The 26,778-nt window shown below is 69.1% G+C and carries 22 protein-coding genes; 10 read left to right on the top strand and 12 right to left on the bottom strand.

Features of this window, described 5'->3' with window-relative positions; genetic code table 11:
• Positions 1–59: 59 nt before the first annotated feature.
• Positions 60–4,418, bottom strand: a complete 4,359-nt coding sequence (locus OG390_RS33365; protein ID WP_406173073.1) for a hypothetical protein — start codon at positions 4,416–4,418, stop codon at positions 60–62.
• Positions 4,419–4,816: 398 nt separating this feature from the next.
• Positions 4,817–7,141 (bottom strand): transglycosylase domain-containing protein, encoded by a 2,325-nt coding sequence (locus OG390_RS33360; RefSeq protein ID WP_406173072.1) that lies wholly within the window; start codon positions 7,139–7,141, stop codon positions 4,817–4,819.
• A gap of 329 nt (positions 7,142–7,470) precedes the next feature.
• Between OG390_RS33360 and OG390_RS33355 the strand changes: the two genes are divergently transcribed.
• The 4 genes from OG390_RS33355 to OG390_RS33340 all read left to right on the top strand — a co-directional run bounded on the left by OG390_RS33355 (position 7,471) and on the right by OG390_RS33340 (position 11,461).
• On the top strand, positions 7,471–7,719 hold the full coding sequence (locus OG390_RS33355) for a hypothetical protein (RefSeq protein WP_406173071.1): 249 nt from the start codon (positions 7,471–7,473) through the stop codon (positions 7,717–7,719).
• Between the two features lie 144 nt (positions 7,720–7,863).
• Positions 7,864–8,391, top strand: a complete 528-nt coding sequence (locus OG390_RS33350) for a PadR family transcriptional regulator (protein WP_406173070.1) — start codon at positions 7,864–7,866, stop codon at positions 8,389–8,391.
• Positions 8,388–9,077, top strand: a complete 690-nt coding sequence (locus tag OG390_RS33345) for an ABC transporter ATP-binding protein (protein WP_399088935.1) — start codon at positions 8,388–8,390, stop codon at positions 9,075–9,077. The genes OG390_RS33350 and OG390_RS33345 overlap by 4 nt, the downstream gene beginning before the upstream one ends.
• The gene (locus OG390_RS33340; protein ID WP_406173069.1) at positions 9,074–11,461 is read left to right on the top strand and encodes an ABC transporter permease; all 2,388 of its coding nucleotides are present in this window, start codon (positions 9,074–9,076) and stop codon (positions 11,459–11,461) included. Before OG390_RS33345 ends, OG390_RS33340 begins: the two co-directional genes overlap by 4 nt.
• 80 nt (positions 11,462–11,541) lie before the next feature.
• On the opposite strand, the gene OG390_RS33335 is transcribed toward OG390_RS33340, so the two are convergent.
• From OG390_RS33335 to OG390_RS33320, 4 genes are all read right to left on the bottom strand, one after another.
• Positions 11,542–11,970, bottom strand: a complete 429-nt coding sequence (locus OG390_RS33335; RefSeq protein ID WP_406173068.1) for a hypothetical protein — start codon at positions 11,968–11,970, stop codon at positions 11,542–11,544.
• Positions 11,971–11,974: 4 nt separating this feature from the next.
• Positions 11,975–12,355 carry a roadblock/LC7 domain-containing protein gene (locus OG390_RS33330; RefSeq protein ID WP_406173067.1) on the bottom strand — a complete coding sequence of 127 codons (381 nt, stop codon included), beginning with the start codon at positions 12,353–12,355 and terminating at the stop codon, positions 11,975–11,977.
• Between the two features lie 83 nt (positions 12,356–12,438).
• Positions 12,439–13,734: a hypothetical protein gene (locus tag OG390_RS33325; protein WP_406173066.1), complete on the bottom strand. Its 1,296-nt coding sequence runs from the start codon at positions 13,732–13,734 to the stop codon at positions 12,439–12,441.
• A gap of 178 nt (positions 13,735–13,912) precedes the next feature.
• Complete coding sequence (locus tag OG390_RS33320) at positions 13,913–14,890, bottom strand: LysR substrate-binding domain-containing protein (protein ID WP_406173065.1); 978 nt, start codon at positions 14,888–14,890, stop codon at positions 13,913–13,915.
• A gap of 158 nt (positions 14,891–15,048) precedes the next feature.
• On the opposite strand from OG390_RS33320, the gene OG390_RS33315 reads away from it, so the two are divergent.
• Together OG390_RS33315 and OG390_RS33310 are read left to right on the top strand one after the other, a co-directional pair.
• Positions 15,049–15,603, top strand: a complete 555-nt coding sequence (locus OG390_RS33315) for a peroxiredoxin (RefSeq protein ID WP_028804634.1) — start codon at positions 15,049–15,051, stop codon at positions 15,601–15,603.
• 6 nt (positions 15,604–15,609) lie between these two features.
• The gene (locus OG390_RS33310) at positions 15,610–16,143 is read left to right on the top strand and encodes an alkyl hydroperoxide reductase (RefSeq protein WP_406173064.1); all 534 of its coding nucleotides are present in this window, start codon (positions 15,610–15,612) and stop codon (positions 16,141–16,143) included.
• A gap of 237 nt (positions 16,144–16,380) precedes the next feature.
• Here the strand turns inward: OG390_RS33310 and OG390_RS33305 are convergent, their stop codons facing one another.
• From OG390_RS33305 to OG390_RS33290, 4 genes are all read right to left on the bottom strand, one after another.
• A complete protein-coding gene (locus OG390_RS33305; protein ID WP_406173063.1) occupies positions 16,381–17,814 on the bottom strand; it encodes an AI-2E family transporter in 1,434 nt (477 codons plus the stop codon).
• Positions 17,815–17,950: 136 nt separating this feature from the next.
• Entirely contained in the window at positions 17,951–18,664 is a 714-nt protein-coding gene (locus OG390_RS33300) for a transglycosylase SLT domain-containing protein (protein WP_399088946.1), read from the bottom strand.
• 439 nt (positions 18,665–19,103) lie between these two features.
• The gene (locus tag OG390_RS33295; RefSeq protein WP_388877841.1) at positions 19,104–20,429 is read right to left on the bottom strand and encodes a PhoH family protein; all 1,326 of its coding nucleotides are present in this window, start codon (positions 20,427–20,429) and stop codon (positions 19,104–19,106) included.
• 298 nt (positions 20,430–20,727) lie between these two features.
• Positions 20,728–21,501, bottom strand: a complete 774-nt coding sequence (locus OG390_RS33290; protein WP_399088950.1) for an isoprenyl transferase — start codon at positions 21,499–21,501, stop codon at positions 20,728–20,730.
• 175 nt (positions 21,502–21,676) lie between these two features.
• Between OG390_RS33290 and mgrA the strand changes: the two genes are divergently transcribed.
• On the top strand, positions 21,677–22,714 hold the full coding sequence (mgrA, locus tag OG390_RS33285; RefSeq protein WP_406173062.1) for an L-glyceraldehyde 3-phosphate reductase: 1,038 nt from the start codon (positions 21,677–21,679) through the stop codon (positions 22,712–22,714).
• A 432-nt stretch (positions 22,715–23,146) separates the two neighbouring features.
• Positions 23,147–23,482 carry a DUF192 domain-containing protein gene (locus tag OG390_RS33280; RefSeq protein ID WP_406173061.1) on the top strand — a complete coding sequence of 112 codons (336 nt, stop codon included), beginning with the start codon at positions 23,147–23,149 and terminating at the stop codon, positions 23,480–23,482.
• A 204-nt stretch (positions 23,483–23,686) separates the two neighbouring features.
• On the opposite strand, the gene OG390_RS33275 is transcribed toward OG390_RS33280, so the two are convergent.
• Positions 23,687–24,049 carry a winged helix-turn-helix transcriptional regulator gene (locus OG390_RS33275; protein ID WP_406173060.1) on the bottom strand — a complete coding sequence of 121 codons (363 nt, stop codon included), beginning with the start codon at positions 24,047–24,049 and terminating at the stop codon, positions 23,687–23,689.
• A 95-nt stretch (positions 24,050–24,144) separates the two neighbouring features.
• Between OG390_RS33275 and OG390_RS33270 the strand changes: the two genes are divergently transcribed.
• Positions 24,145–25,296, top strand: coding sequence for a winged helix DNA-binding domain-containing protein (locus tag OG390_RS33270; protein WP_406173059.1), 1,152 nt, complete (start codon positions 24,145–24,147; stop codon positions 25,294–25,296).
• Between the two features lie 3 nt (positions 25,297–25,299).
• On the opposite strand, the gene OG390_RS33265 is transcribed toward OG390_RS33270, so the two are convergent.
• Positions 25,300–26,073, bottom strand: coding sequence for a class I SAM-dependent methyltransferase (locus OG390_RS33265; protein WP_406173058.1), 774 nt, complete (start codon positions 26,071–26,073; stop codon positions 25,300–25,302).
• Positions 26,074–26,159: 86 nt separating this feature from the next.
• Here OG390_RS33265 and OG390_RS33260 point away from each other — a divergent pair, with 86 nt between their 5' ends.
• Positions 26,160–26,672, top strand: coding sequence for a DinB family protein (locus OG390_RS33260; RefSeq protein ID WP_406173057.1), 513 nt, complete (start codon positions 26,160–26,162; stop codon positions 26,670–26,672).
• Positions 26,673–26,778: the final 106 nt, after the last annotated feature.

The raw sequence follows: 26,778 nt of genomic DNA, 5'->3' as shown, positions 1-26,778 counted from the left end.
CTCGGGTGGTGACGAGCGTGGCCTCGGCCGCGCCGAGTGCCGCCTACCTGCCCGCCGCCCTATCGCGTACGGACGAAGCAGATCTGTGAAAGGTCCGTGCACTCCTCGAATCCCGGGACGCTCACATAGAACGCGTCCTTGTCGAGCATCCGGTTGGTCGGCACGAAGAACAGGCCGATCCGGTTGGCCGCGCCCGAGTTCTCGTCGCCCGGGATGCTCGCCCGGCCGCAGATCTCGTTCCAGGTGTTGACGCGGGCGTAGTTGGGATCTTCGAGCAGCGTCCATCCCGTGCTGATCGGCTTGGCGTAGAGCTGGGTGCACTCCTTGCCCGTGTTCACTGCCTGCGGAGGCATGCCACCGCTCTGATAGGTCGCCGCGAACGGGTACTCGTCGCAGCTCGACGTGCTGTTCGGCGGCTTCGATTCCGGGTTGGGCACCCACTTGTCCGGGCCGCTCTTGGGACAGATGACGTTGCGATTCGCCTTCTGCCGGTCGGAGCTCGCCAGATAGTTCAGCGGCGACTTGTGATCCCGGCTGCCCGGGTGGTACGGCAGCTTCTGCATGAGGATCCAGTAGAACGCCGCCGCCGACGGGTTCGCCTCGGTGTTGACGACGTATGTCGGGACGTAGTCCGGGAAGACACATCCCACTGTGCTCTTGCCCTTGGCCTCGCGGTCGCAGCGGATGCCCAGCTTTCCGCTCGGTGGCTGGTAGTCGGCCCCACCGTTCGGGGCGCCGTCCATGGTCGAGGAGAGGATCCAGTTCAGGTGCACGGTCTCATTGCCCGCCGTACCCGACCAGGTGTGGTCGATCCGGCCGACGGCCGTGTGCGTGTCCACGCCCGACCACTCGGGCAGGCTGGACCAGGTGATCCCGGCCGACGAGCAGTTGGACTGGCAGAAGGACTGAATGTTGACCGTGACCGGCGGAACCTTGGGGTCGACCGTCGTCGGCTGGATCGTGACCGTCTGCTTGATCGTGGGGCTGTCGATGTCCAGGTCGATCTCGTGCTTGTACGCGTAGATGTTCTGCGCGATGGGTGTGTTGTTCTCGTACAGCGTGGCCGAGAAGCTGTCCTGCAGACACGCTCTGGTGCGCGTGTAGAACATGTCCTCGCCGCTCTTGGAGCAGAACGCGGTGCTGCCCGCCGCCAGTTGCTGCCGCTTGGTCTCCTTGACGGGCTTTCCGCGGAACTGCAGACAGACCTCGGAGTCCTTCTTGCCCTTGACGGCACGGCAGTCGAAGGCGCGCGGGTGTTCCTCGGCCGCGGCCCCGGACTGGGCGGCCTGCACCCCCGGCCGCGGGAAGACATGCCCGGGCAGGGTGCTGATGGGCTCCACCGGTGCCGGCTCGGGAGCGTCGGGGTTCCACTCCGGCAGCCGCATGTCCGTGATCAGGTCGTACGAGCCCGGTACGAACGCCACCGCGTCGAAGGCGATGTCCTCGTCCCCGGTGCCGTCCGGCGTGATCGTGTTGAGCCGCACCTCGGGGGTGTTGTCGAACCGGTAGGCACCGAGCGACACCCAGCGGTTGCCGTCACCCGGCTGCGCGATGGTGCGCTTCTCGGTCCCGTAGGCGGTGTCGATCTCATAGGTGGCGTACTTGGTCTGTGCCCCGTGATCGGGCAGGTGGACCATCACCTTGGCCTGGCTCTTGAGCGACTTGTTCAGCTTCCAGGTGCCGGTGATCTTCAGACGCTGCCCCTTGGCATCGTCCTGGCGGGTGTGGCCGAACCAGAAGTGGCCGCCGAAGCCGGCGCCCAGCTGGTGGAGGTCGACCTTGGAGGGGTAGACCGTCTCGACCGCGTTGTTGGCGAAGTTGAAGCTGAAGGACCCCGAGTTCGTCCAGGAGTTGGTGCAGCCGGACCGGACCACGGGGGTGCCCGCCGGGACGTCGTCGACGATGAGGGCGTTGTCCGGGAGGCCGCTGGTCGTGCAGGCGGGCGGGTAGGCGGTACCGTCGGGCTCCTCCGGCGAGGTGTCGCCGAAGCGGATGAACTCGTATCCGCAGGTGTCGACGCAGTCGGTCTTCCAGGTCACCGGCTTGTTCCACCAGCACTTGACGTCGTCTCGGCCGCACGGCCCGCTGGCCGCGGTGTCGTTGGAGGCGCTGTCGGAGATCCGGCTCGGGTCGCAGCTGTTGGAGGAGTCGCAGAACGCGTCCTCGGGCGCCTTGAGGTGGGCCCGGTTGTAGAGCGCGCTGCCCTTGACCGTGACGGCCGAGTTGGTGCCGTTCCAGGTGGAGGGGCGGAAGGCGGGGACCATCACGCCCGGGGACTCCAGGAAGGACGGCGGGTGCGCGGCGAAGCCGAGGACCTTCTCCTGGTAGGGCCAGTTCTGCGGGCGGGCGGCGGCGCTCGCGTCCTCGCCACCGGCGGCGTTCTCCATGAACGGCAGCCGCCCGGCGTCCCATTCGGGGTTGGCGGGGTTGTTGGCCCAGCCGAGGCCCCACGGCGAGCCGTCACCGGCGTTGGGGTGGAAGCCGGAGTTGTACGACCACAGCGCGAAGTACCAGTTCTCGGGCCGCCCGGTGGTGCCGTGGTTGGCGATCATTCCCGCGGCGCGGGTCTCGTTCCACTTGGCGATGAGGATCTGCAGGCCCGCGGCGATGTTCGCGGTGTAGTCCAGCGCGGCGGCCCGCTGCTTCTGGTAGTCCCAGGCCGTGCCGCCGTGCCCGTCCTCGCGGCCGGCCATCCGCATGTGGTCGGTGATCTGCGTGATGCCGTAACCGCAGTCCGCCTTGGCGAAGTTGACGTCCCAGTCGTTGCTGGTGTCGCCGTCGTAGAGGTTGATGCCGTAGTAGTTGCCGATCAGCGGGTTGGCGGTGACCCCGGGCACGGCCTCCCGGCCGGCCTGCCACATGTTCGACTCCTGGGTGGTCACGCCGAGCATGACCTGAGCCATCGCCCGGCCGCCGCCGTCCAGCGCGGGGTTCAGGAACAGCGACTGCGGCATGTACGCGGGCATGCCGAGGTTCTTCCAGTCCGCCGGGCGCGAGATGTGCGTGTTCAGCAGACCCTTGACGGCCATGTCGACCGCCCACTCCACCTGGCGCGGCTTGGGCTGCATGGCTTGGTTGCGCACATCGTTGCGCGGCACGGAGCAGGTGCGCTCCGCCTCCACCGGATCGCTCGGGTCACCGGCGGCCGCCGCGGTCGGCGACGCCTTGCCCGGGCCCCAGGAACCGGTCAGCAGACCCGGCGACGCGTCACGGCCCTGGCCCGCGTACGTCGACACGCGCCGGGCCGGGTCCACGGTGAAGGACGCCGTGCGCCCCGTGGCACGGGTGGTCAGGGACATCTTCACCGTACGGGCCTTGGCGGCCTCGCCGGGCAGCAGCAGCGTGCCCTTGCCGTCGGCCCACGCCGTGTGGGTCAGGACGGCCTCGCCGCGTGTGGAGACGGTGACATCCTTCGGCACGGACGCCAACCGCCGTACGGTGGAGGGAAGTCGGTCGACCATCGGCCGCGTGGTGCCGGTCACGTACACGGTGCGGGCGCTACGGGTCAGACCGGTCTCGGTCGCGAGCCCCTTGGCCAGTACGGCAGCACGCGTACCGCGCGCGTTCGGGTGCGCCACGGCGCCGGCCGTGATGCGCTTCACCTGGGATATGGCGCCACGCTTGTCGAGGAAGGCGAGCCCGCCGTCGCCGTCGGGCGTGAGCCGGTAGGGCACACCGTCGGTGCGGACGAGAGGCTTGCTCCCGCCCCGAGCGTCGATCTTGATGACCTCCGCGCCGGAGGCCGCGACCATGGAACCGTGCGCGGCGGGGACGGCCGAGGTGACTTGTCCCCTCATCGCGATCGGCTTGCCGAGCCTGCCCGTTGACGCGTCGAGCCGGAACAGCCGGGTGCCGGTCCGGTCTTCGCCCCCGGACTGGGTCAGGATCACCGACTCATCCGGCCCGCAGCCCGGGTTGTAGTACGACAGCGACGCCTTCAGCTTCAGCTTCGTGACCTTGCCGGAGGTCAGATCGACGACCGCGGTGAACCCGCCTCGGGCCATCAGCTGGGGCTTGTTGGTGAAAGTGCGGGGCGCGTAGACCACCACCGCCCGCTTGCCCGAACCGGTGACGCAGATGTTGCCGATCCAGGCGTCGGCGTCGAATCCCGGCTCCGAAAGCGACGCCGTACTGCGCCAGGTGTAGCCGTCCTTCTTCCGGGCCGTGAGGATGTGGAATCCCTCCGCGTCACCCGATGTGGTCCACGCCAGGTCGCCCGAATTCTGCCAGGCCTTGCCCAGCACCGCGGCCCGCTCGGCCGAGGGCACCGCGTCGCGCCGGTTCTCGGCGGCCGCCTTCTTCGCGGGAGCCGCCGGTGCCGGCGGGTCGGCCCAGGCCACGGCCTGCGTCAGCCCCGCGAGCACCGCCCCTGACGCCATGGCGGCCAGCGGTGCCCGCATTCGTCTGTGGAATCTCAACGGTTCTCCTTCTCAGATGGCTCCCGCGGCACGGGAGTCCCGGAAGGGAATGGGCGCCCTGACCGCAATCCGGGCATGCCTGACAGCCCGCGCACCCATGTCGGAATTCGCGGAATTCAGGCAGCAATGGAACGCGATCAGCTGGTCAGCGCGCGGCGCAGGATGCAGCCATGATCCCCTCCCCGTTTACCGGGAGGATGGTCCAGTCACGCGGCCGGAGTCAACGAATTTCTCATGGGGATTTAAACTTCCGGACTCGGTGGCCGATAATCGCCGACGGTAAGACCCCGACCGAAAAGAATCGGCCAGGGTCGGCTGTAAGTGCCACTCGTATCGAGGAAAAGGGGCGCCCGGTGGATTACCGGGCGCCCCTTTTTGCACGCTAAATGACTGTCTCGCTATTGACTGTTCGGATCCAGCGGATTGTCCGGGATTCCTTCGGTCGGCGTGCCCGTCGGCGTGGTCGGCTGCGTGGTCGTCGGCTCGGTCGTCGTCGGCTCCTCCGTCGGAGTCGGCGGGCTGCTGCTCGTCGGCGGCTCGGTCGACGGCTCCTCGGTGGTCGGCGTCGACGAGGGGGTACTCGAAGGCGTCCGCGTGAACGTGGGCGTCTCGGTGGGCTCCACCGCCGCGCCCGACGTGGTGTTCAGGTCGAACTCGCTGACCTTGCCCATCGCGTCGAAGGTGTACGCCGCCCAGATCTGGGCCGGGAAACCACCGCCGTTGACGCGGCCGTTCTCCGCGACGAGGCCTGTGGCGCCCTTCATGGAGACGTGCTTGCCCGCGTTGGCGGTACCGACCGCCCCCTCGCCGAACAGGCCGACCGAGGTGACCAGGTTCGGCGTGTAGCCGGTGAACCAGGCCGACTTGTTGTTGTCGGAGGTACCGGTCTTGCCGGCGACCTGCTGGCCGTCACGGGACGGGTTGTCCCGCACCGCGACCCGGGCCGTACCGTCGTCGACCACACCGGTCAGCACCGACGTGACCGTGTCGGCGGCCTCCTCGCTGATGACCCGGTCGCCGATCGGGTCGGGGAACTCGACCGCACGGTCCTTGTGCTCGGCCGAGGCGATGAGGGCCGGGGTGACCTTCTTGCCGTGGTTGTCGAGCGTGGCGTAGACGCCGGCCATCTCCAGCGGGCTCGCGCCCATGGAGCCGAGGGTCTGCGCGGGCACCGCCTGCAGGCCCTTGGTGTCCATGCCGAGATCGCCCGCGACCTTGAGGACCTCGTCCATGCCCACGTCGACGCCCATCTGCGCGAAGACGGAGTTGATGGACTTGTTGGTCGCGGTCTGGACGGTGACGTTGCCGTAGCTGTGCTCGTCCTCGTTCGGCGGCGCGAAGGCGATGTCGCTGCCCACCACCGGGCGCCTGTTCGTGCCGTCGTAGATCGTGTTCGCCGTGATCGGCTTGCCGCTCTGGGTCTCGGCCTGCTTGTCCAGCGCGGCCGCGAAGATCAGCGGCTTGAAGGTCGACGCGACCTGGTAGTCACGGCGGGTCGCGTTGTTGTAGTAGTGCTTGACGTAGTCCTGACCGCCGTACATCGCCAGGACCTTGCCGGTCTTCGGGTCGACGGACGCGGCACCGGCCTGGATGTCGGCGTCGACCTTGCGCTTCTTCGGGTTCAGTTTGCTGGTCAGCTGCGCCTTGACGGTCTTCTCGAGCAGCGCCTGCTTCTTCTTGTCTATGTTGAGCTTCACGGTCCAGCCGCCCGCATTGACCATCGCCTGAGCGTCGTCGAGGCTGGCGGCCGTGCCCTGCGCGAGGAGTTGCTTCGCCAGCGCGCTCTCCGCCGCCTTCACCAGATAGCCGGTCTGTCCCTCCATGCCGGGCGCGGCCTTGGGGGGCTTGGGCACCGGGAACTTCATGGCCTGGCGCTCGGCGGAGTTCAGCCAGCCCTCCTCGACCATGTTGTCGAGGGTGTAGTTCCAGCGGGCCTTGACGAGCTTCTTGCCGGTGTCCGTGGCGTTCGCCCAGTCGTACTGGCTCGGGGCCTGCAGCAGCGAGGCGAGGTACGCGCCCTGCGCGACCGTGAGTTCGCTCGCGTCGACTTGGTAGTACGCCTGCGCCGCGGCCTGGATGCCGTAGGCGCCCTCGCCGTAGTAACTGGTGTTGATGTAGCCCGCGAGGATGTCGTCCTTGGACTTCTGGCGGTCCACCTTCAGCGAGATGACCAGCTCCTTCAGCTTGCGCGTGACGGTCTGGTCCTGGCTGAGGTAGTAGTTCTTCACGTACTGCTGGGTGATCGTCGAACCACCCTGCTTGCCCTTGCCGGACAGGGTGTTGATCAGACCTCGGGCCGTGCCCTTGAGGTCGACGCCCGCGTCCTTGTAGAACGACTTGTTCTCCGCGGCGACGAAGGTCTTCTGGACCCCCTTGGGCACCTTGTCCAGGTCCACGATCTCGCGGTTGACGTCACCGGTGCGGGCGAGCAGCTTGCCGTCGCTGTACTGGTAGATGTTGCTCTGCCGCTTCGCGGCCGCGTTGCCCTCGGGGACGCCGACGACCATGTAGAGCACGATGAAGGCGCCCATGCCGAGCAGGCAGAGGCCGAAGAACGTGCCGAGGGTCGTCTTCCAGTTGACGAACCGGCGTATGCCGCTGCGGCGGGTCTTCCCCCCGGCCTTTCCCCCGGCTGACGCTCCGGCCGTCGCTCCGGACGAGCGCTTGGGCGCCGCGCGGCGGCCCTGCGCCTGCCGCGCTCGTCTCTCTTCCGCTCGTCCCATGGGTCGATCCGCTCCGCTTCACTCTCGTGTGGCACACAGGTTCGTCGCTCAGGTCAGCTCAGAAAGCTAACACCGCGCGCTATGACAAAGGGCCGCCGATCCGGCCTTTCCGGACGTGACAATCAGCACGCCACGCTCGCCCGCCCCAACAAAACCGACGAGCAAGAGGGGTGGAAGGTTGCTGAGCCGGGTAAAGCGTTATCACTTAGATAGACCTATGCTATGTCGCAAGGAACGATCGAAACGGGCGACCACCTATGTCCACGCACGACTCGCACGCCTCGTCACCCACGGCAGATGTGCCCGAGACGCCCGCTCCACGGGTCCGAGTGACGGCTCCTTCCGAGGGGGCCTCGCCCCGGCGGCGGCCGCAGCAGCGCAAGCAGGTGCTGTTGCGGCTGGATCCGCTGATGTACGAGGCGCTGGCCCGCTGGGCGGGGGACGAACTGCGCTCCGCCAACGCCCAGATCGATTTCCTGCTGCGCAGGGCCCTGGCCGAGTCCGGCCGTCTGCCCGGCGGGGCCGGACCGATCCCCCGCCGGGGACGCCCACCGGCCTCCGGCGAACCCGAGGCCTAGGGGACTGCGAGTTCTGTCGCCCCCGCCAGAGGCCGGTGACAGAACCGTGACAATCGGCCCTGACCTGCGGGACCGCGAGGCCCTCCATGATCTATGCGTTCCGTGTATACGCGAGGTGTATACGCCCTGTGTAGAGTGCTCCGCATGTCCATCGGTCACACCCTCCTAGGGCTCCTGGAGTCCGGCCCCCGACACGGTTACGACCTGAAGCGGGCCTTCGACGAGAAGTTCGGTCACGACCGGCCGCTGCACTACGGCCAGGTCTACTCGACGATGTCGCGACTGCTCAAGAACGGGCTCGTCGAGGTCGACGGAATAGAGGCGGGCGGCGGCCCCGAGCGGAAGCGGTACGCGATCACCGAGGCCGGGATCACCGACGTACAGCGGTGGCTCGCGACGCCGGAGAAGCCCGAGCCGTACCTCCAGTCGACCCTCTACACGAAGGTCGTCCTCGCACTGCTCACGCACCGCAACGCGAGCGAGATCCTCGACACGCAGCGCTCGGAGCACCTGCGCATGATGCGCATGCTGACCGACCGCAAGCGCAAGGGCGACCTCGCGGATCAGCTGATCTGCGACCACGCACTCTTCCACCTGGAGGCGGACCTGCGGTGGCTGGAGCTCACCGCCGCGCGCCTCGACAAACTCGCCGAGGCGGTGACGACCCGATGACTCCTCCCCCCGGCTCCCTGCTCGCCGCGTCGGAGCTTCGCAAGACGTACGGACCGACCACCGCGCTCGACGGCGCGGAGTTCTCCATCCATCCCGGCGAGGTCGTCGCCGTGATGGGCCCCTCCGGCTCCGGCAAGTCCACCCTGCTGCACTGCCTCGCCGGGATCGTGCCGCCCGACTCGGGATCGATCACGTACAACGGCCGGGAGATGGCCGGCATGAGCGACGCTCAGCGCAGTGCGCTCAGGCGCAGCGAGTTCGGGTTCGTGTTCCAGTTCGGGCAGCTCGTGCCCGAGTTGACCTGTGTCGAGAACGTCGCGCTGCCGCTCCGGCTGAACGGCACCGGGCGCAAGGAGGCCGAGCGCACCGCCCTGTCGTGGATGGAGCAGCTGGAGGTCGACGACCTCAAGGGCAAGCGGCCCGGCGAGGTCTCCGGCGGTCAGGGGCAGCGCGTGGCGGTGGCCCGTTCGCTGGTCACCAACCCGCGCGTGCTGTTCGCGGACGAGCCGACCGGCGCGCTCGACTCGCTCAACGGTGAGCGTGTGATGCAGCTGCTGACCGACGCGGCCCGGTCCACCAACGCCGCCGTCGTGCTCGTCACGCACGAGGCGCGGGTGGCCGCGTACTCGGACCGCGAGATCGTCGTGCGCGACGGCAGGTCGCGGGACATGGAGCGCATCGTATGAGCGCCCGCCCGTCGCCCTCCACCCCCCTGCCCGAGGCGCGTCGCGCCGCCCGCGGAATCCCCCAGTGGTCCCGTGACTTCGGCATGGGCGCCAAGTTCGCGCTGACCGGCGGCCGTGAGGCCTGGGTGCGTGTGCTGCTGACGGCCGTCGGGGTCGGTCTCGGGGTGGCCCTGCTGCTGCTCACCACGGCGATACCGAGCGCGTTGGCCTCCCGGCACGATCGCGAGCGCGGCCGCAACGACATGACGTACCAATCGGTGGTCGAGAAGAAGTCGGACCGTACGCTGCTCATCGGCACCGCGGACACCACCTTCCGCGACCTGGACGTCCGCGGGCGGGTGGTGCAACCCGAAGGAGCACGGGCGCCGCTGCCGCCCGGGGTGAAGAAGTTTCCCGCGGTCGGCGACATGGTGGTCTCGCCCGCCCTGGACCGGCTGCTGAAGTCCTCCGACGGCAAGCTGCTGCGCGAGCGGCTGCCCTACCGCGTCGCCGGGACGATCGCCGACGCCGGTCTCGTCGACCCCCATGAACTCGCCTTCTACGCGGGGACGAAGGACCTGAAGGCGACCACGCACACGACCGGCCGGATCGAGCGCATCGACGCGTTCGGGTCCAGCAGCCAGGGCGAGCAGATGGACCCGGTCCTGCTCCTGCTGGTGCTGATCGTCTTCGTGGTGCTGCTGATGCCGGTCGCCGTCTTCATCGCCGCGGCCGTACGCTTCGGCGGCGAGCGGCGCGACCGCAGGCTGGCGGCGCTCCGGCTGGTCGGCGCGGACGGGCGGATGACCCGGCGGATCGCGGCCGGCGAGGCGCTGGCCGGAGCGCTGGTCGGGCTGGTGCTCGGCGCCGGGTTCTTCCTGATCGGGCGCCAGATCGCGGGCATGATCTCGGTGTTCAGGATCAGCGTGTTCCCCAGCGATCTCAACCCGGCGCCCGCGCTGGTGGCGCTGGTCGCCGTGGCCGTCCCGGCCGCCGCCGTCGCGGTGACGCTCTTCGCGCTGCGCGGTGTCGTCATCGAGCCGCTCGGCGTGGTCCGCACGGCCCGGCCCTCGCGGCGCCGGCTGTGGTGGCGGCTGCTACTGCCGCTGGGCGGCCTCGCGATGCTGTACCCGATGATCGGGCAGGGGCGCAGCAACGGGAACTTCAACGAGTACCTGGTCGTCGGCGGCGTCATGCTGCTCCTGGTCGGCATCACCGCGCTGCTGCCCTGGGTCGTCGAGGCGGTCGTCAACCGGCTGAACTCCGGCGGAGTCGCCTGGCAACTGGCCATCCGCCGCCTCCAGTTGAGCAGCGGCACCGCCGCCCGCATGGTCAACGGCATCGCGGTGGCGGTGGCCGGCGCGATCGCACTGCAGATGCTGTTCGCCGGGGTCGACGGCGACTACACCAAGGCCAGCAAGAACGACCTCTCGCGCGCCCAGATGTCGATCCGGGTGCCGGACGGGGTCGCGATGAGCGAGGTCGTCCGCCAACTGTCGACGACCAAGGGCGTCAGGCACACGAGCGCCCTGGGCACCGGTCAAATCGGCGACGGGAGGAACGAACCCGAGCGTCAGGCGAGCGTGACCGTCGGCGACTGCACGGCGCTTCGCGAGGCGGCCAAACTGCCCTCCTGCCACGACGGCGACGTCTTCGCCGTGGAGGACGCCAAGTGGGACCAGCACACGGCGAACCTCGACATGGCCGGCAACAAGCTCTTCATCGACCCGTCCTACGGCACCTCCGAAAAGGGCAAGGAGATCCCCTGGACGGTACCGAAGGGCATCAAGATCGCGGACTCGCGCGAGGATCCGACGGGCTACGAGCGCGGGGGCTTCCTGTTCACTCCCGGTGCGCTGCCCGAGAAGGCCGCGTCGACCGTGGAGGGGACCGTCTACCTCCAGCTCGACGAGTCGGTGCCGGACGTCCGTGAGTTCGTACGCAACAGCGCCGCGAAAATCGACCCGCTCGCGGACCCCGACAACTGGGCGGCGACGACGCAGTCCAAGCGCTTCACCTCCATCCGCACCGGCCTGTTCGTCGGCGCGACCTGCGTGCTGATCCTCATCGGCGCGAGCCTGCTCGTCTCCCAGTTGGAGCAGCTGCGCGAGCGCAAGAAGCTGCTGTCGTCGCTGGTCGCCTTCGGCACCCGGCGCCGGACACTGAGCCTGTCGGTGCTGTGGCAGACCGCGATCCCGATCGCCCTGGGCCTGCTGCTGGCATCGGTCGTCGGTCTGACGCTGGGCACGGTCCTGCTGAAGATGACCGACACCCCGGTGGCTGTCGACTGGGCCAGCATGCTGTCGATGACCGGCATCGGCGCGGGAGTCGTGGCACTGGTGACGGCGCTCAGTCTGCCGCCGCTGATCCGCCTGATGCGGCCGGACGGGCTGCGTACGGAGTAGGCGGACACGTGGCGGCTCCTTCCCCCGCCGGGGAAGGAGCCGCCACGTCGCGCGCTGTCGCGCCCCCGACCCGGTGGCGGTCAGACGGTGTACTCCCGTACGACACGCCTGACCTGCGCGAAGAGCATGCCCACGTTCACCGATTTGCGACAGACGACCACGGCGACGACGTCCTGGTGGTCGTTCATGCGCACGAACAGATGGGTCAGGTTGTCGCTGTTCACCAGGATCTCCTGGAAGAAGTGCTGATCGCTGCTGACGCCCCGGCGTTCCTTGAAGACGTCCTCGATCATCACGACCGTACGCCCCTGGAACAGGTCGAGGGTCGCGCCCGCGAGCAGGTCCAGGACCTCGGGCGGGTGGCTGTCCACGGTCTCGTAGGCCAGCAGCATGCCGGTCGACATATCGACCGCTCCCGAGGCCACACAGTCCGGTGCCTCGGTGCGGAGGGACTTGACCAGGCTCATGACCTGGTCCGAGAACCCCGTCGTCATCCTCTTCGTCGCCATGCGGTCAGGTCCCTTCGGTCGCGGTGAGAATCGTTCCGATGCGTCCCAGGGCGGGCCGGGTCTCCTCGTGGAGCCGGTCGAGGTCGATGCCCTCGTCGCCCAGGACCACCATCAACGCGGTGTCGCCGACCGCGTAGAAGGCGGCGCAGCCCTGGCTGCCGTACGTCACCGTCTGCCGGAAGGCTCCCCGGCCCGTCGTCTCGGTCGCGCGTCGGGCGATGCCCAGGCCCGCCGCCGCGATCGCGGCGAGTCCCTCCGGGTCGATGGTGTCCGCGGTGTCCGCAGCGATGAGCAGTCCGTCGGCGGCCGCCACCGCCGTATCGGTAATTCCGGTCACCTGCTCCCGCAGGCCTCTCATTTCCATGGCCAGTGCCTCGTGATCCATGTGCTGAACTCCCTGATGCCTGATCACACTTGTTCGTTCTCGCGCGGAAGAACGCTGATCCACTTCGCGGTTCCCCGGGAATGTCAGGTACCGGAATCCGGGGTCCAGATCCGGTTGCGCAGACGGAAGAACCCTTTCCAACTCGCCCCGGCTCTTTCCGGGGCGAGAGTTTCGGTCATCCCGCTCGCCCCGGGTTTGCGCCGGGGGAGCTCTGAGGTGGTGGGGCGTGGGGGTGTGGTGGGGGTGTCGGCCTCGGACGAAGGGGTGCGGGCCGCGTCCGCAGCCGTGGAGGTGCCGGCCCCCGTGCCCACCGCGGAGGCCGGCGCCGAGAGCACCTCGGGAGCCATCCGAGAGGCCTGTTCCACCGACTGGAGGGAGGGCTCCACCGCGGAGACGGGCCGCCCCTCGGCACCCGCCGGTCCGGACGCCGCAGCCACCGGCTCCCCGACGCCATCCGGTGCGGGCGTCGCTGCCCCGAGTGCGTCGGTACCGGCCGGGCGGGGCCCTTGCCGGGTTATGGCCCCTCCGCCACCGTCCGCTTCGGGCCGCTCCCCCATGAGCCCCGCACCACGATCCGCTTCGGGCCCGCCCTCCGCCGGACGAGGTGCGGACGGCGGTCTGCGGTGCAGTGCGCCCGTGGGCGGGAGGTGAAAGGTGACCGGGGTGGCCAGCTCGGTTTCGTCCGTCCATTCCAGGAGGCCCTCGCCGATCATGCGGGCCATGCCGACCGTCACGGTGTAGACAGCGCGACCGGTCACAAAGGCGATGTCGCGGGCGGTGCGCCGGCCATCGGCGTGCGCCAGCAACTCCCGCTGCGCGCAGGAGAGTCGGACACACAGGAGGTCCGCTCCGGAGGCGGGCGCCGGCCGTTCCCGGTCGGGTCGTACGGGGTACGGGAGCGCGGCGACCGCGGCCAGCTTGCGAGCCGCGTCCTGCAGCAGCCGCCCCGGCGCCTCGCCCACGGCGACCGGCGCCAACGGCTGGGAGGCGCCGAGCCGTTCGCAGCCGTCCACACGCCCCGCGACGACGGCGAAGACGGCGTCCTGCAGCGCCATCATGCAGACCACCCTGAGCTGGGCAGCCCCCATATAGCCGCGCGCGACCAGTTCGGGCTCCGGCCAGCTCGCTCCCCCGGCTTCCCGGACCAGCTCCGCCCACTGCTCACCACTGATCCGGCCGGTGCGCAGCATCCGCGCCTCGGGCCCCGGGGCACCGGGGCTCTCGACGGCGACGACAAGGCCGTCGCGGAAGTGGAAGACTCCCCCGGGCTTCCCGGAGACCCGCAGCCCCCCGGTCGCCTCCTCGCGATGGCATTCGTCCAGCGCGCGTGAGAGCAGGTCGTATCCGACCCGGCCAAGGGAATCCCGAATGCCCGACATCACTCCCCTTGAAGCCTCTGGAGCCTCGTACAGACGCCTGATGCGTCACACTGAGGGGGCATGTGTATCAGTCCGGGCGCATATTTCAGCGAGAGTCGCACTACCTGACGGAAGTTGAATTCTCCCGCCCCTCAAAAGGCTCCATCGGTCGCCCAAATGACCGACTGTGCCAGGCAGTTCAGCCCTCCGGGCCCAACGCCCTTACGGGCAGAGGCCGCAGCGCCTCGCGCAGCGCCGAAGCCAGCTCCTCGTACTCCGCCCCGCGGGCCGCGCCGGAGCGCATGGCCAGCGCAATGCGCCGCGTGGGCGCGGGATCCGCGAAGTACCCGGTGAGGAGCTGGTTGCTGCGCGTCGTCTCCACCTTGACGGCGGTACGCGGCAGGAGGGTCACGCCGAGGCCGCCGGCGACGAGTTGGACGAGGGTGGACAGACCTGCGGCGGTGGTCGTGACGGGGGCGTCGGCACGGCCCGCCTCCCGGCAGATGTCGAGAGCCTGGTCGCGCAGACAGTGGCCCTCGTCGAGCAGCAGCAGATTCAGCTCCCGCAGGGCCTCGCGGGGAATCCCCTCTCTGCCCCCCAGCCAGTGGTCCAGCGGGGTCACGAGCACGAAGTCCTCGTCGAACAAAGGGAGTTCGGTGACAGTGGGCACACCGAGCGGCACGGCGAGGAGCAGCAGATCGAGGCGGCCGACGGCCAGCCCCTCCAGCAGATTGGCCGTCTGCTCCTCGTGGACCTGGAGGTCGAGGTCGGGGTAGCGGTCGTGGACGAGCTTGAGGACGGTGGGCAGGAGGTAGGGCGCGACGGTGGGGATGACGCCGAGGCGGAGAGCTCCGGTGAACGGCGCACGGACGGCCTCGGCTTCTTCCATGAGCGCGCCGACCGCCTCCAGTACGGCCTTCGCTCGCACGGCCAGACGCTCGCCGGCGGGCGAGAGCAGCACCTTGCGGGTCGTACGCTCCAGCAGGGTCACCCCGAGCGTTTCCTCAAGGGCGGAGACCGCGCCCGACAGCGCGGGCTGGCTCATGCCGATCGCCGCGGCCGCGTCACGGAAGTGCAGATGCTCGGCCACGGCGGCGAAGGCGCGCAGCTGGGCGAGGCTGGGCCGGCGGTGCCCGTTCCCCTTGGAGCTCGCCTTGCCGCCCATCGGGCTTGCCATGGCCGTACCTCTTACTCATAGTCACTGATAGCTGTAGCCGATCAACATGACCGAGTGTAGCTATTTCCCTAATCAATGCAGCGTGTGCCAACATCAATCGCGTCCAACCCATGGGAAAAGCCCCCAAAAGGGGTAATTCCTCGCTGCAAGGAGAGCGTGTGCTCACTGTCGGTGACAAGTTCCCCGAGTTCGATCTGACTGCCTGTGTCTCGCTGGAGAAGGGCAAGGAGTTCGAGCAGATCAACCACAAGACCTACGAGGGCCAGTGGAAGATCGTCTTTGCGTGGCCCAAGGACTTCACCTTCGTGTGCCCGACCGAGATCGCGGCCTTCGGCAAGCTGAACGACGAGTTCGCCGACCGTGACGCCCAGGTGCTCGGTTTCTCCGGCGACTCCGAGTTCGTGCACCACGCCTGGCGCAAGGACCACGACGACCTGCGTGACCTGCCCTTCCCGATGATGGCCGACTCGAAGCACGAGCTCATGCGTGACCTCGGCATCGAGGGCGAGGACGGCTTCGCCAAGCGCGCCGTGTTCATCGTCGACCAGAACAACGAGATCCAGTTCTCCATGGTGACCGCCGGTTCCGTCGGCCGTAACCCCAAGGAGGTCCTGCGGGTCCTGGACGCCCTGCAGACGGACGAGCTCTGCCCGTGCAACTGGACCAAGGGCGAGAACACCCTCGACCCGGTGGCGCTCCTGGCGGGTGAGTAACCCTCCATGGCTCTCGCCGAACTGAAGTCCGCCCTACCGGACTACGCGAAGGACCTGCGCCTGAACCTGGGCTCGGTCATCGGCAACTCGGAGCTCCCTCAGCAGCAGCTGTGGGGCACCGTGCTGGCCTGCGCCATCGCTTCGCGCTCGCCGCGCGTGCTGCGTGAGCTGGAGCCCGAGGCGAAGGCCCAGCTCTCGCCCGAGGCCTACACCGCCGCCAAGTCGGCTGCCGCGATCATGGCGATGAACAACGTCTTCTACCGGACGCGGCACCTGCTGTCGGACCCGGAGTACGGGACGCTGCGGGCCGGCCTGCGGATGAACGTCATCGGCAACCCGGGCGTGGAGAAGGTCGACTTCGAGCTGTGGTCGCTCGCCGTCTCCGCCGTGAACGGCTGTGGGCAGTGCCTCGACTCCCACGAGCAGGTGCTCCGCAAGGCGGGGGTCGACCGGGAGACCGTCCAGGAGGCCTTCAAGATCGCGGCCGTGATCCAGGCGGTGGGCGCGACGCTGGACGCCGAGGCGGTCCTCGCGGAGTAACCTCCGCGGGCGTTCCCGCTCGGGCCCCGTCCACCTCCGCTGGGGGTGGGCGGGGCTTTGGGGTGTTTCGCCCCCTCCGCGCCTACCCATTCCCGTACCTGGGGCTGCGCCCCAGACCCCCGCCAAAAGATTGCGCAGTTCCCCGCGCCCCTGAAAAGGGGCGCGGGGAACTGCGCGAACGGGGTCTGGGGCGGAGCCCCAGGGACGGGAATGGGTAGGGACGGAGGGGGCGAAGAACTACGGCCGGTGGGCCGGGGACGCGTCCACGGCTGTGGCGCCGCGGGGCTCGGGCGCGTGGCGCAGGCCCGCCTCGCGAGCGTAGGAACGCAGGTACACGACCACCGTGTTGGTGACCGCGACCAGCGGCACCGCTACCACGGCACCCCCGATCCCGGCGATCATTCCCCCCGCGGCGACCGAGAGGACCACCGCCAGAGGGTGGACCCGAACCGCCCGCCCCAGAATGAACGGCTGCAGAATGTGTCCCTCGATCTGCTGCACCGCCAGCACCACGACCAGCGTCATCACCGCCGTGAACACACCCTGCGTCACCAGCGCGACCACCACCGCCAGCGCCCCGGAAATCACGGCACCCACGAGTGGGATGAACGCCCCCAGGAAGATGAAGACAGCCAGCGGGACGGCCATGGGGACGTCGAGGAAGTAGATGCCCAGCCCGATGAAGGTCGCGTCGATCAACGCCACGATCACCGTCCCGCGCACATACGCCGTCAGCGTGCGCCACGCCCGCGGCCCCGCGCCCGCGACACCTTGCCGGGCAGCGGCCGGGACGAGCTTGAGTGTCCACTCCCAGATCCGCTTGCCGTCGTAGAGCAGGAAGAGAGTCGAGAACATCGTCAGGAGGATGCCGGTCAGCGCCTCCACGATGACCGTCACGCCCTCGAGACCCGCCGACGTGATCTGATCCGTGTTCGCGCCGATCGCGTCGCGCAGATTCTTGGCGATCTCGTTGATCTGCTTGTCCGTCACATGGAACGGGCTGTTGAGGAGCCACTTGCGCAACTCGTCGATGCCGTCCTGGACTTGGTCGGAGAGATTGTCGATGTTCTCCTGGACCTGCCAGACCACGAACCAGCCGACCAGCCCCATGATGACGAAGCCGAGGATCGCGGTGAGCGCGGTGGCGAGCCCGCGCGGCACTCCGTAACTCTTCAGCCGGGCCACCGTCGGCTGCAGCAGCGCGGTGATGAGCAGTGCGGCCACGAAGGCCAGCACCACCAGCTGTACGGCGCTGATGACCCGCATCAACACCCAGACGGTGCCCGCGAGGACGAGCAGCCGCCAGCCGGCCTCGGCCGCGACCCGCACACCCCACGGCACGGCGAGGGCGGGGTCGGGGCGATGGGCCGCCACCGGCACGTACGCGACGGGAGGCGGGAACGCACCTTCCCGGGGACGGCTCTCGGAGGGGTTCCCAGGACGGTTCTCGGAAGGGTTCTCGGGAGAACTCCCGGCGGCGGTCGCGGATGTCCCGGCGTCCGCGACCGGCGAGTCCTGTGGTGTCTCGTCCTTGAGGATGCCGAGCGCGCCCTCCGAGTCGAGGGAGTCCTGCGACTCCTTCTCCACCTCGGCGCGGCGCTCGTCCAACCGCTCCCCCAGCTCGGTCAGTCCGGCGCCCAGCCGGCCGAGCCACCCTGGCACTCGCGACATGATCCGTCCTTTTCCCCCGTTGCTCCCCACCACTCCCCCCTGGAGTCGTCGGTTCCGACCGTACATGGCTGAAGCCCCTCTCCCTAGGACGGGGAGGGGCTTCAGAAGGTTGAGCGGCCGGTGTACGCCGTGGGGCTCAGTACCAGCTGTTGGCCTGCCAGAACGACCAGGCCTCGCACGGGCTGCCGTAGCGGCTGTTCATGTAGTTGAGGCCCCACTTGATCTGTGTGGCCGGGTTCGTCTGCCAGTCGGAACCGACGGACGACATCTTGGAGCCGGGGAGGGCCTGGAAGAGACCGTAGGCGCCCGAGGAGGCGTTGACCGCCTTGTAGTTCCAGCTGGACTCGTGGTCCACGATGTTGCTGAAGCACTGGAACTGACCGCTCGGCACCATCTGGCGTGCCATCGCCTGGATCTGCGCGGTGCTGTACGAGGACTGGACGGAGAAGCTGGAGGCGTCACGCGTCGCGGAGCGGCTGGCCGCTTCCTGCGCCGCCTTGCGCGCCTTGGCTTCCTTCTCGGCCTTCTCCGCGGCCTTCTGCTTCGCGATCGCGTCGTCGGCCGCCTGCTTGCGGGCAGCCTCCTCCGCGTCCTTCTTGGCGCTCGCGTCCGCGGCGATGGCCTGTGCGTCGGCCTGCTGCGTCAGGGACGCGGTCTGCACCTGGGCCTGCTGGCCCGCAGGTATGTCCGCGAGGAGGGTCGAGTCGCTTGCCGTCGCCTCGGCATCGTTCGGCTGAGCGGTGCTGCCCGAGGCAACTCCGACGACGCTTCCGACAGCGGTGACCGCGGTGGCAGAGGCCACTGCGAATCCCCGGACCGAAATCCGGCTCACACGGTTTCCTTCCAGCATCGCCCGCTTCGGTGACCCTGGCGGACGCAATCGTGCCCCTGGCTCTGGTCTCCCAACTGCGGGGTCACGGGAGACACGGGCCCGGTGGGCAACTCTCGCGAGGAGAGCGCCGCGTGGTGCTCGGGCGGCATACGACGGCTCTATGGAGTTCTGAGGTTCCTGTGGTGCCGTACCTCCCCCAGTGCCTTGAGGGCCTGGGAGGGGCCCCCAGGGGGTACAGGTGTGTCGTATGCGGGGCCTGACAGGAGTGAGACTCTGCCGTAACCCCACACCGCAAGGCAATTCTGCGTTGCGTGTGAAAGCTCACACCTCGTTTGCCTCGGGAGTTTTCCGGAAACGAGCACACGCCAAGACGCCGCCCGGCTAGGCTCTTCGCCTTTGCCGGACGGCGCCAACTACCGTGTATGCACCACCCTTTGACCAGGTGGGGCGAGTCGGGTCAGATCTGACCGTCCTCCAGCATTTCGGTCACAAGGGCAGCAATCTGGGACCTCTCGGACCGATTGAGGGTCACATGCGCGAAGAGCGGATGGCCCTTCAACTTCTCGACGACGGCGACCACTCCGTCGTACCGGCCGACGCGCAGATTGTCCCTTTGCGCCACGTCATGGGTGAGAACAACCCGTGAATTGGCGCCGATTCGGGACAGAACGGTCAGCAGTACATTCCGTTCCAGCGACTGGGCCTCGTCCACGATCACAAAGGCGTCGTGGAGGGAGCGGCCGCGGATGTGGGTGAGCGGCAGAACCTCCAGCATGCCGCGCGCGGTGACCTCCTCGATGACCTCGCGGCTGGTGACCGCGGAGAGGGTGTCGAAGACCGCCTGCGCCCAGGGGCTCATCTTCTCGGACTCGGAGCCGGGCAGATAGCCGAGCTCCTGCCCGCCCACCGCGTACAGCGGCCGGAAGACCATCACCTTCTGGTGCTGGCGCCGCTCCAGGACGGCTTCCAGGCCCGCACAGAGCGCGAGCGCGGACTTGCCGGTGCCGGCCCGGCCGCCCATCGACACGATCCCGATGTCGGGGTCGAGGAGCAGATCAAGGGCGATGCGCTGTTCAGCGCTCCTCCCCTTGATGCCGAACGCCTCGCGATCGCCGCGTACGAGACGGACGTTGCCCTCGGACGTGACGCGCCCCAGCGCCTTGCCGCGCTCCGACTGGATGGTCAGGCCCGTGTGCACCGGCAGCTCGGCCGCCTCGGGGACATAGGCGTGGCCCACGTCGAAGAGGACGTCCACCTGCTCACCCGAGAGGGTCAGCTCGGACATTCCGGTCCAGCCGGAGGAGCCCGTGATGGCGAGCTCCGCGCGGTACTCCTCGGCGAGGAGCCCGACGGACGAGGCCTTGATCCGGAGCGGCAGGTCCTTCGACACCACCGTGACGTCGTACCCCTCGGCCTGCAGATTGCGGGCGACCGCGAGGATCCGGGAGTCGTTGTCCCCCAGGCGGTACCCGCTGGGCAGCACGCTGGGGTCCGAGTGATTGAGCTCGACGCGTACGGTCCCGCCGAGGTCCCCGATCGGGATGGGCGAGTCGAGGCGGCCGTGCCGCACCCGGAACTCGTCGAGCAGGCGCAGTGCCTGCCGGGCGAAGTAGCCGAGTTCGGGATGGTGCCTCTTGGCCTCCAGCTCCGTGACCACGACGATCGGAAGCACGACCTCGTGCTCGTCGAAGCGGCTCAGGGCATTCGGATCGGCCAGCAGGACGCTGGTGTCGAGAACATAAGTGCGCCGGTCTGGCTTGTGGCGCTTTGTGCTGGTCACCACGGAAGGACGTACCCCCTCGGATGAGGTCGGGGAGCGACGGAGAGGAGCTGGACCGGTCCTGGCCGCAATGCGCGGGCCGGAAACCGGCCCCCCGTCTCGTCCGTACTGACTGCACGGTCGGGCTGGTGCAAAGGGCCTCCCGGGCGGACGGCCCCGTGCCGTCCGCTGAGATCCGACACCCGTGGTTCGGGCGTCGACCTGGAAGGCTTATGCCCTCGAACAGGCCACGCCATGCCACGGCATATGACGGCGCGTTCGTTAACTCCTGGTGACGTACGGTCCCCGGGTGCCGGTGGGATCAGCCACCGTAACGACGGTGTCGCGCCGCGTAATCGCGCAGGGCACGCAGGAAGTCGACCTTGCGGAAGGCCGGCCAGAAGACTTCGCAGAAGTAGTACTCGGAGTGGGCGGTCTGCCAGAGCATGAATCCGGACAGCCGCTGCTCGCCGCTGGTCCGGATCACCAGATCGGGGTCGGGCTGGTCGCCGGTGTAGAGGTGCTTGCCGATGAGGTCGATGTCGACCGTGTCGGCGAGGTCCTCGATCGAGGTGCCCTTCTCATGGGCGTCGAGGAGCATCGAGCGGACCGCGTCGGCGATCTCCTGCCGGCCGCCGTAGCCGATGGCGACGTTGACGAGTATCCCGTCGACGTGCGCGGTGGACTCCTCGGCCTCCTTCAGTACCGTCTGCATCCCCGAGGGCAGCAGGTCGGGCGTGCCCACGTGGTGCACTCGCCAGCGGCCGTCGGCGGCGAGGGTGCGGACGACGCCCTCGATGATGCCGAGCAGCGGGCCGAGCTCCTCCTGCGGGCGGTCGAAGTTGTCCGTGGACAACAGCCACAGGGTGACGACCCCGACATCGGTCTCCGAGCACCAGCCGAGGAATTCCTCGATCTTGTCGGCGCCGGCGCGGTGGCCCTGGGCCGTGGTCGAGCCCGCGGCCTTCGCCCAGCGCCGGTTGCCGTCCATGATGACCCCGATGTGCTTGGGCACCTGGTCGTGGTCGAGGTGGCCTTCCACCCTGCGTGCATAGAACCTGACCAGCAGACGGCGCAGGTTGTCGCGCAAGGTCACGTGTTGTCAGCCCCTCCGTGCGGGTCGGACAGGCGCGAGCGAGCACAGTCCCTGTCCGTATGGCGGTCCCCCGGGGCGAAGCCTACCCCCGGAGCGCGTCCTCCCGGGGAGCACCCCCGGGCCCCCGGCCGAGCCCTTGCACGGGGTGTCAGTGACTTGTCGTAGTTTCCTCTGCATGAACGACACGTCTGTATACCGCGCCGCAACGGACCGGTACGACTCCATGGAATACCGGCGTACGGGCCGCAGCGGACTCAGGCTGCCCGCCGTCTCGCTCGGCCTGTGGCACAACTTCGGCGACGACCGCTCGCTGGACGCCCAGCGCGCGATCCTGCGCCGCGCCTTCGACCTGGGCGTCACCCACTTCGACCTGGCGAACAACTACGGGCCGCCGCCCGGCTCGGCCGAGCTCAACTTCGGCAAGCTGCTGCAGCAGGACTTCGCGCCGTACCGTGACGAACTGGTCATCTCGACCAAGGCGGGCTACCTCATGCACCCCGGCCCGTACGGCGAGTGGGGCTCCCGCAAGTACCTGCTGTCCTCTCTGGACGCGTCGCTGAAGCGGATGGGCGTCGACTACGTCGACATCTTCTACTCGCACCGCTTCGATCCGGACACTCCGCTGGAGGAGACGATGGGCGCGCTCGCGTCCGCGGTCCAGCAGGGCAAGGCGCTGTACGTCGGCGTGTCGTCCTACACCAGCGAGCAGACCGCCGAGGCTGCCCGGATCCTCACCGACATGGGTGTACGTCCGCTCATCCACCAGCCCTCGTACTCCATGATCAACCGCTGGACCGAGGACGACGGACTGCTCGACACGCTCGAGGACGCCGGCATGGGATGCATCTCCTTCGTGCCGCTGGCGCAGGGCCTGCTGACGGGCAAGTACCTCAAGGGCATCCCGGAGGGCTCGCGCGCCACGCAGGGCAAGTCGCTGGACCCGAACCTGCTGAGCGACGAGGTGGTGCGCCGGCTGAACGGGCTGAACGACATCGCGGCCCGCCGCGGTCAGTCCCTCGCCCAGCTCGCGCTCACCTGGGTGCTGCGCGACGAGCGGATGACCTCCGCCCTCATCGGCGCGTCCAGCGTGGCGCAGCTGGAGGAGAACGTGGCGGCACTGGCGGCGCCGAAGCTCACGGACGAGGAGCTGAAGGAGATCGACACGTTCGCGGTGTCGACGCCGGGCACGAACATCTGGGCCGGTCGCAGCTGACACAGGTCGGCGCACCCGCCGCAGGTGGGCACTGAGTCACCGGGGTGGGTGTCGCCGGGGGCGAGGGCGCACGGGGGCGCCCGTCGGGCCACCGCGTGCGGGCACAAAAAACGGGCCGGTCCGTGGGGGGGGAGACGGACCGGCCCGAGGGGGGGTTTCCACCATAACCCTTCGTAAGTGATGCTGCGTGCATCGGCGTGCCACAACTACTCTCCGAAATCGCCCGGCGACGCCCCGATGGGCCCGGAAGCCGGGATTCAGGGCCCGATCATGGCCGAATCGCAGCGGATTCAAAGGGAATCGCGGAGGATGCGGGAAGATCCGATGGGTTTGCCCCCGGTTGCGATTTCCTCGCCGACTCGCCCTGCCGTACTCCAGGCGGGTGACGCTCGCGGCGTACGCCCCCTTGACGCCACCGCTAACTTCGCAGCCATGGCCACGTTCACCACACCCGAGACGCCGGGGCCGGTGCCCCTCGAGCGCGCCGAGTCGGCGCGCACCCGGCGGCGCGGACTGCTCGGACGCGACGGGATCGAGGGCGCGCTGCTGCTGAGTCCGGCGAGCTCGGTACACACCGTGGGGATGCGGTTCGCGATCGACGTGGCCTATCTGGACCGGAAGTCGCGGGTCCTGGCGGTGCGGACGATGCGTCCGGGCCGGGTGGGGCTGCCGCGACCGCGGGCCCGGTGCGTCCTGGAAGCGGAGGCCGGGGCGATGGAGCGGTGGGGTGTACGGCGCGGGGTGCGGGTCACGGTCCACGAGGTGTGACGCTCTGTCAGAAAATGGGCGCAGCACCGCGCAACCCCCTCCACTGCGCGGTGCCACACGCGCAGCTTTGCTCACGCGAATTACCTTGGTCTGAACTTACGTGAGCCGAACAGTCGAGGCGAGCCACCCTCGATAACGATGTGGAAACCCTATGGAGATGGGGCCCGTGATGCCCGGCACACGTCCGCGATACGGACGGCCGTCTCACGCCGAGTGGGCCCCATTGGGATGTTTTCGGTCAATCAGCTCACGCATGTGTCGATCACCCCATTCGCCCAGTGGTACCAGGGCCGTATTGAGTGTCTCGCCGAGGTCGCTCAGCGAGTACTCCACCCTGGGCGGCACCTCCCCGTACACCTCCCGGTGCACGATCCCGTCGGCCTCCAACTCGCGCAGTTGCCGGCTCAGTACCTTCTCGCTGACCCCCGCGACATGGCGGCGCAGCTCTCCGAAGCGCAGCGTCCCGCCCGCGTGCAGCGCCCACAGGATCATCGGCTTCCACTTGCCGCCGACGACATCCACGGCGGCGTCGAGACCGCAGGCGTAGGGGCCCTTGCCCTTCGACATGGTCAACTCCTCGTCAGGTTCGGCAGGATGGCGCGCCATGAGGATGCCCGGCACAGCGGACAGGATCTGACCTCTTTGCGGTCCAGCGTCGCCCCATGACCTTGAGGATCACATGGGACGAGGCGAGCGCGCGGCGCATGGAACGGCAGTTCCTGGCCGTTCCCGCGAAGGCCGGAACGGCGGTCGCCGAAGTGGTCGGGGCGATGCTCGGCGCGCACGCTCAGGTGCTGTCGGCGGCCGAGGTGTCAGTGGGGGTCCGGGTTGACGGGGTGACCCGGGCGGACGTGCGCGCGGCACTGTGGGAGGACCGCTCGCTGGTGAAGACATACGGCCCGCGCGGCACGCTGCACCTGCTCCCGTCCGCCGAACTCCCGCTCTGGACCGCCGCGTTGGCGGCCGTCCCGACCGGCCCCAGCCCGTTCCGGCCGGAGGTACGGCTCACCGACGCGCAGGCGGACGAGGTCGTCGCGGCGATCGGTGACGCTCTGGACGGCGCATCCCTCACCATCGACGAGCTGGGCGACGAGGTCGTGGCACGCACCGGGCCGTGGGCCGGTGACCTGGTGATGCCCGCGTTCCAGGGCATGTGGCCGCGCTGGCGCCAGGTGATGCACCGGGCGGGCCGGCGGGGCGCGCTGTGCTTCGGCCCGAACCGGGGGCACAAGGTGACGTACACGCGCCCCCCGCGTTTCGAGCCGCTCGCTGCCGACCAGAGACTCTCCCTGCTCGTACGGCGCCATCTGCGCGCCTACGGACCCGCGACGGCTTCGCACTTCGCCAAGTGGGCGGCGGCGCCCCGGGGTTGGGCTGCCGAACTGTTCGCTTCGCTGGCGGACGCGGGGGACATCGAGGAGGTCGACTTCGCGGGCGGTCCGGCGTGGGTGGCGGCCGGCGACACGGAGTTTCCCCAGGAGCCGGTGCGCGGGGTGCGGCTGCTGCCGTACTTCGACGCGTACGCCATTGGCTGTCAGCCGCGTGAGGCGCTGTTCCCGGGTGCGGCGTACGAGCGCGCGCTCGCCGGCGGGCAGGCCGGGAACTACCCGGTGCTGCTGGTCGACGGCGTGGTCGCCGGGGTCTGGCACCAACGGCGCCAGGGACGCCGCACAACGGTCACGGTGGAGCCGCTGGGACAGCTGACGCCCGCGCGGGAGCGGGAGTTGGCACGGCAGGTGGAGCGGGTCGGCGAAGTTCTCGAGGCGAAGCCGGAGTTGGTGGTGGGGAAGGTGAAGGCGGGACCCCATGCGTGACCCTCACGCCGCCGGCCTGCGCGCCTCGATCAGGAAGCGGGTGCTGTGGGCGACGAACCGGCCCTTCGCCTCGATCTCCTCGTGCAGCGCGCGGAGCGTGGGCCGGTACTGGTCGACGGTGAAGCCCGGCACCATCCAGATCACCTTGCGCAGGAAGTGGACGACGGCTCCGATGTCGTAGAACTCGATGCGCAGCCGCTCCGCGCGCAGGTCCACGACGTCGAGCCCGGCGGCCTCCGCGGCGACGCGGGCGCGGTCGGGGTGACGGGCGTTCTTGATGTCGTCCCGCTGCGGGCCGAGGAAGTATTCGACGAGTTCGAAGACGCTCGCGGGGCCGATCTGCTGCGAGAAGTACGTGCCTTTGGGGCACAGTACGCGGGCGATCTCGTCCCAGTAGGTCCGTACCGGGTGCCGGCTGGTGACCAGGTCGAAGGCCTCGTCCGCGAACGGCAGCGGCGCGTCCTCGGGGGAGGCGACGACCACGACGCCACGCGGGTGCAGCAGGGCGGTGGCCTTGGCGACGTTGGGTGGCCACCCCTCGGTGGCGGTGGCGAGCGGGGGCAGCTTCGGGGCGGAGTCGAGGACTTCGCCGCCGCCGGTCTGGATGTCGAGCGCGGCGGACGCGCGAGCCAGCCGCTCCCCCATCGCCCGCGCATACCCCCACGAGGGCCGCTCCTCGGTCGCCCGGCCCTCGAACCAGGAGAAGTCCCAGCCGTCGACGGACGCCTCCTCGGCTTCGGCGACGAGCTCTTCGAAGGTGCGGGCGGTGGCGGTCATGGCGGCGATCGTCTCAACGGCCGCGCACGGGCGCGAGGGATTTTCCTTCGCCGGGCATTGTCGGTGCCCGCTGCTACGTTCCGGGCATGACGACGAGTCCAGGGGCCGTCCGGGTGCCGTACACCGGTGGCGAGAAGGAAAGTCTGCACGCGAGTCTCGACCGGCATCGGGACGCGGTGCTGTGGAAACTGGAGGGCCTCGACGACGAGCAGGTACGACGCGTGATGACGCCGTCGGGCACCAACCTGCTGGGCCTGGTGAAGCACCTCGCATCCGTCGAGTACGGGTGGTTCTGCACGACGTTCGGGCGCGAGACCGAGCCGCTGTGGTTCGACCCGTTCGCCGGGGAGGACATGAAGGTGGGCCAGGGCGAGACGACGGCCCGGATCGTCGAGTTCTACGGCCGCGCCCGCGCCGCCGCCGACCGCACCATCTCCGAGCTGCCCCTCGACGACCTGGGCACGTCGTGGAACGGCACGACTGTCTCCCTGCGCTGGGTCCTGATCCGCATGGTCGAGGAGACGGCCCGGCACGCGGGGCACATGGACATCGTGCGGGAGCTGATCGACGGGAGTGCGGGGGATCACCGGCCGGGGTGATCGGGGCGCTGCGGATCCTCAACGACCGCCCGTCCGGTGGTGGGTCGGGGCCGTGCCGGTACATCCGCGCCGCCGCCGGTGAATCAGACGTTGGGTGGTGGTGGGC

It is taken from the genome of Streptomyces sp. NBC_00996, from assembly GCF_045162675.1.
GTDB lineage: Bacteria > Actinomycetota > Actinomycetes > Streptomycetales > Streptomycetaceae > Streptomyces.
This window is presented reverse-complemented; position numbering and strand designations above follow the sequence as displayed.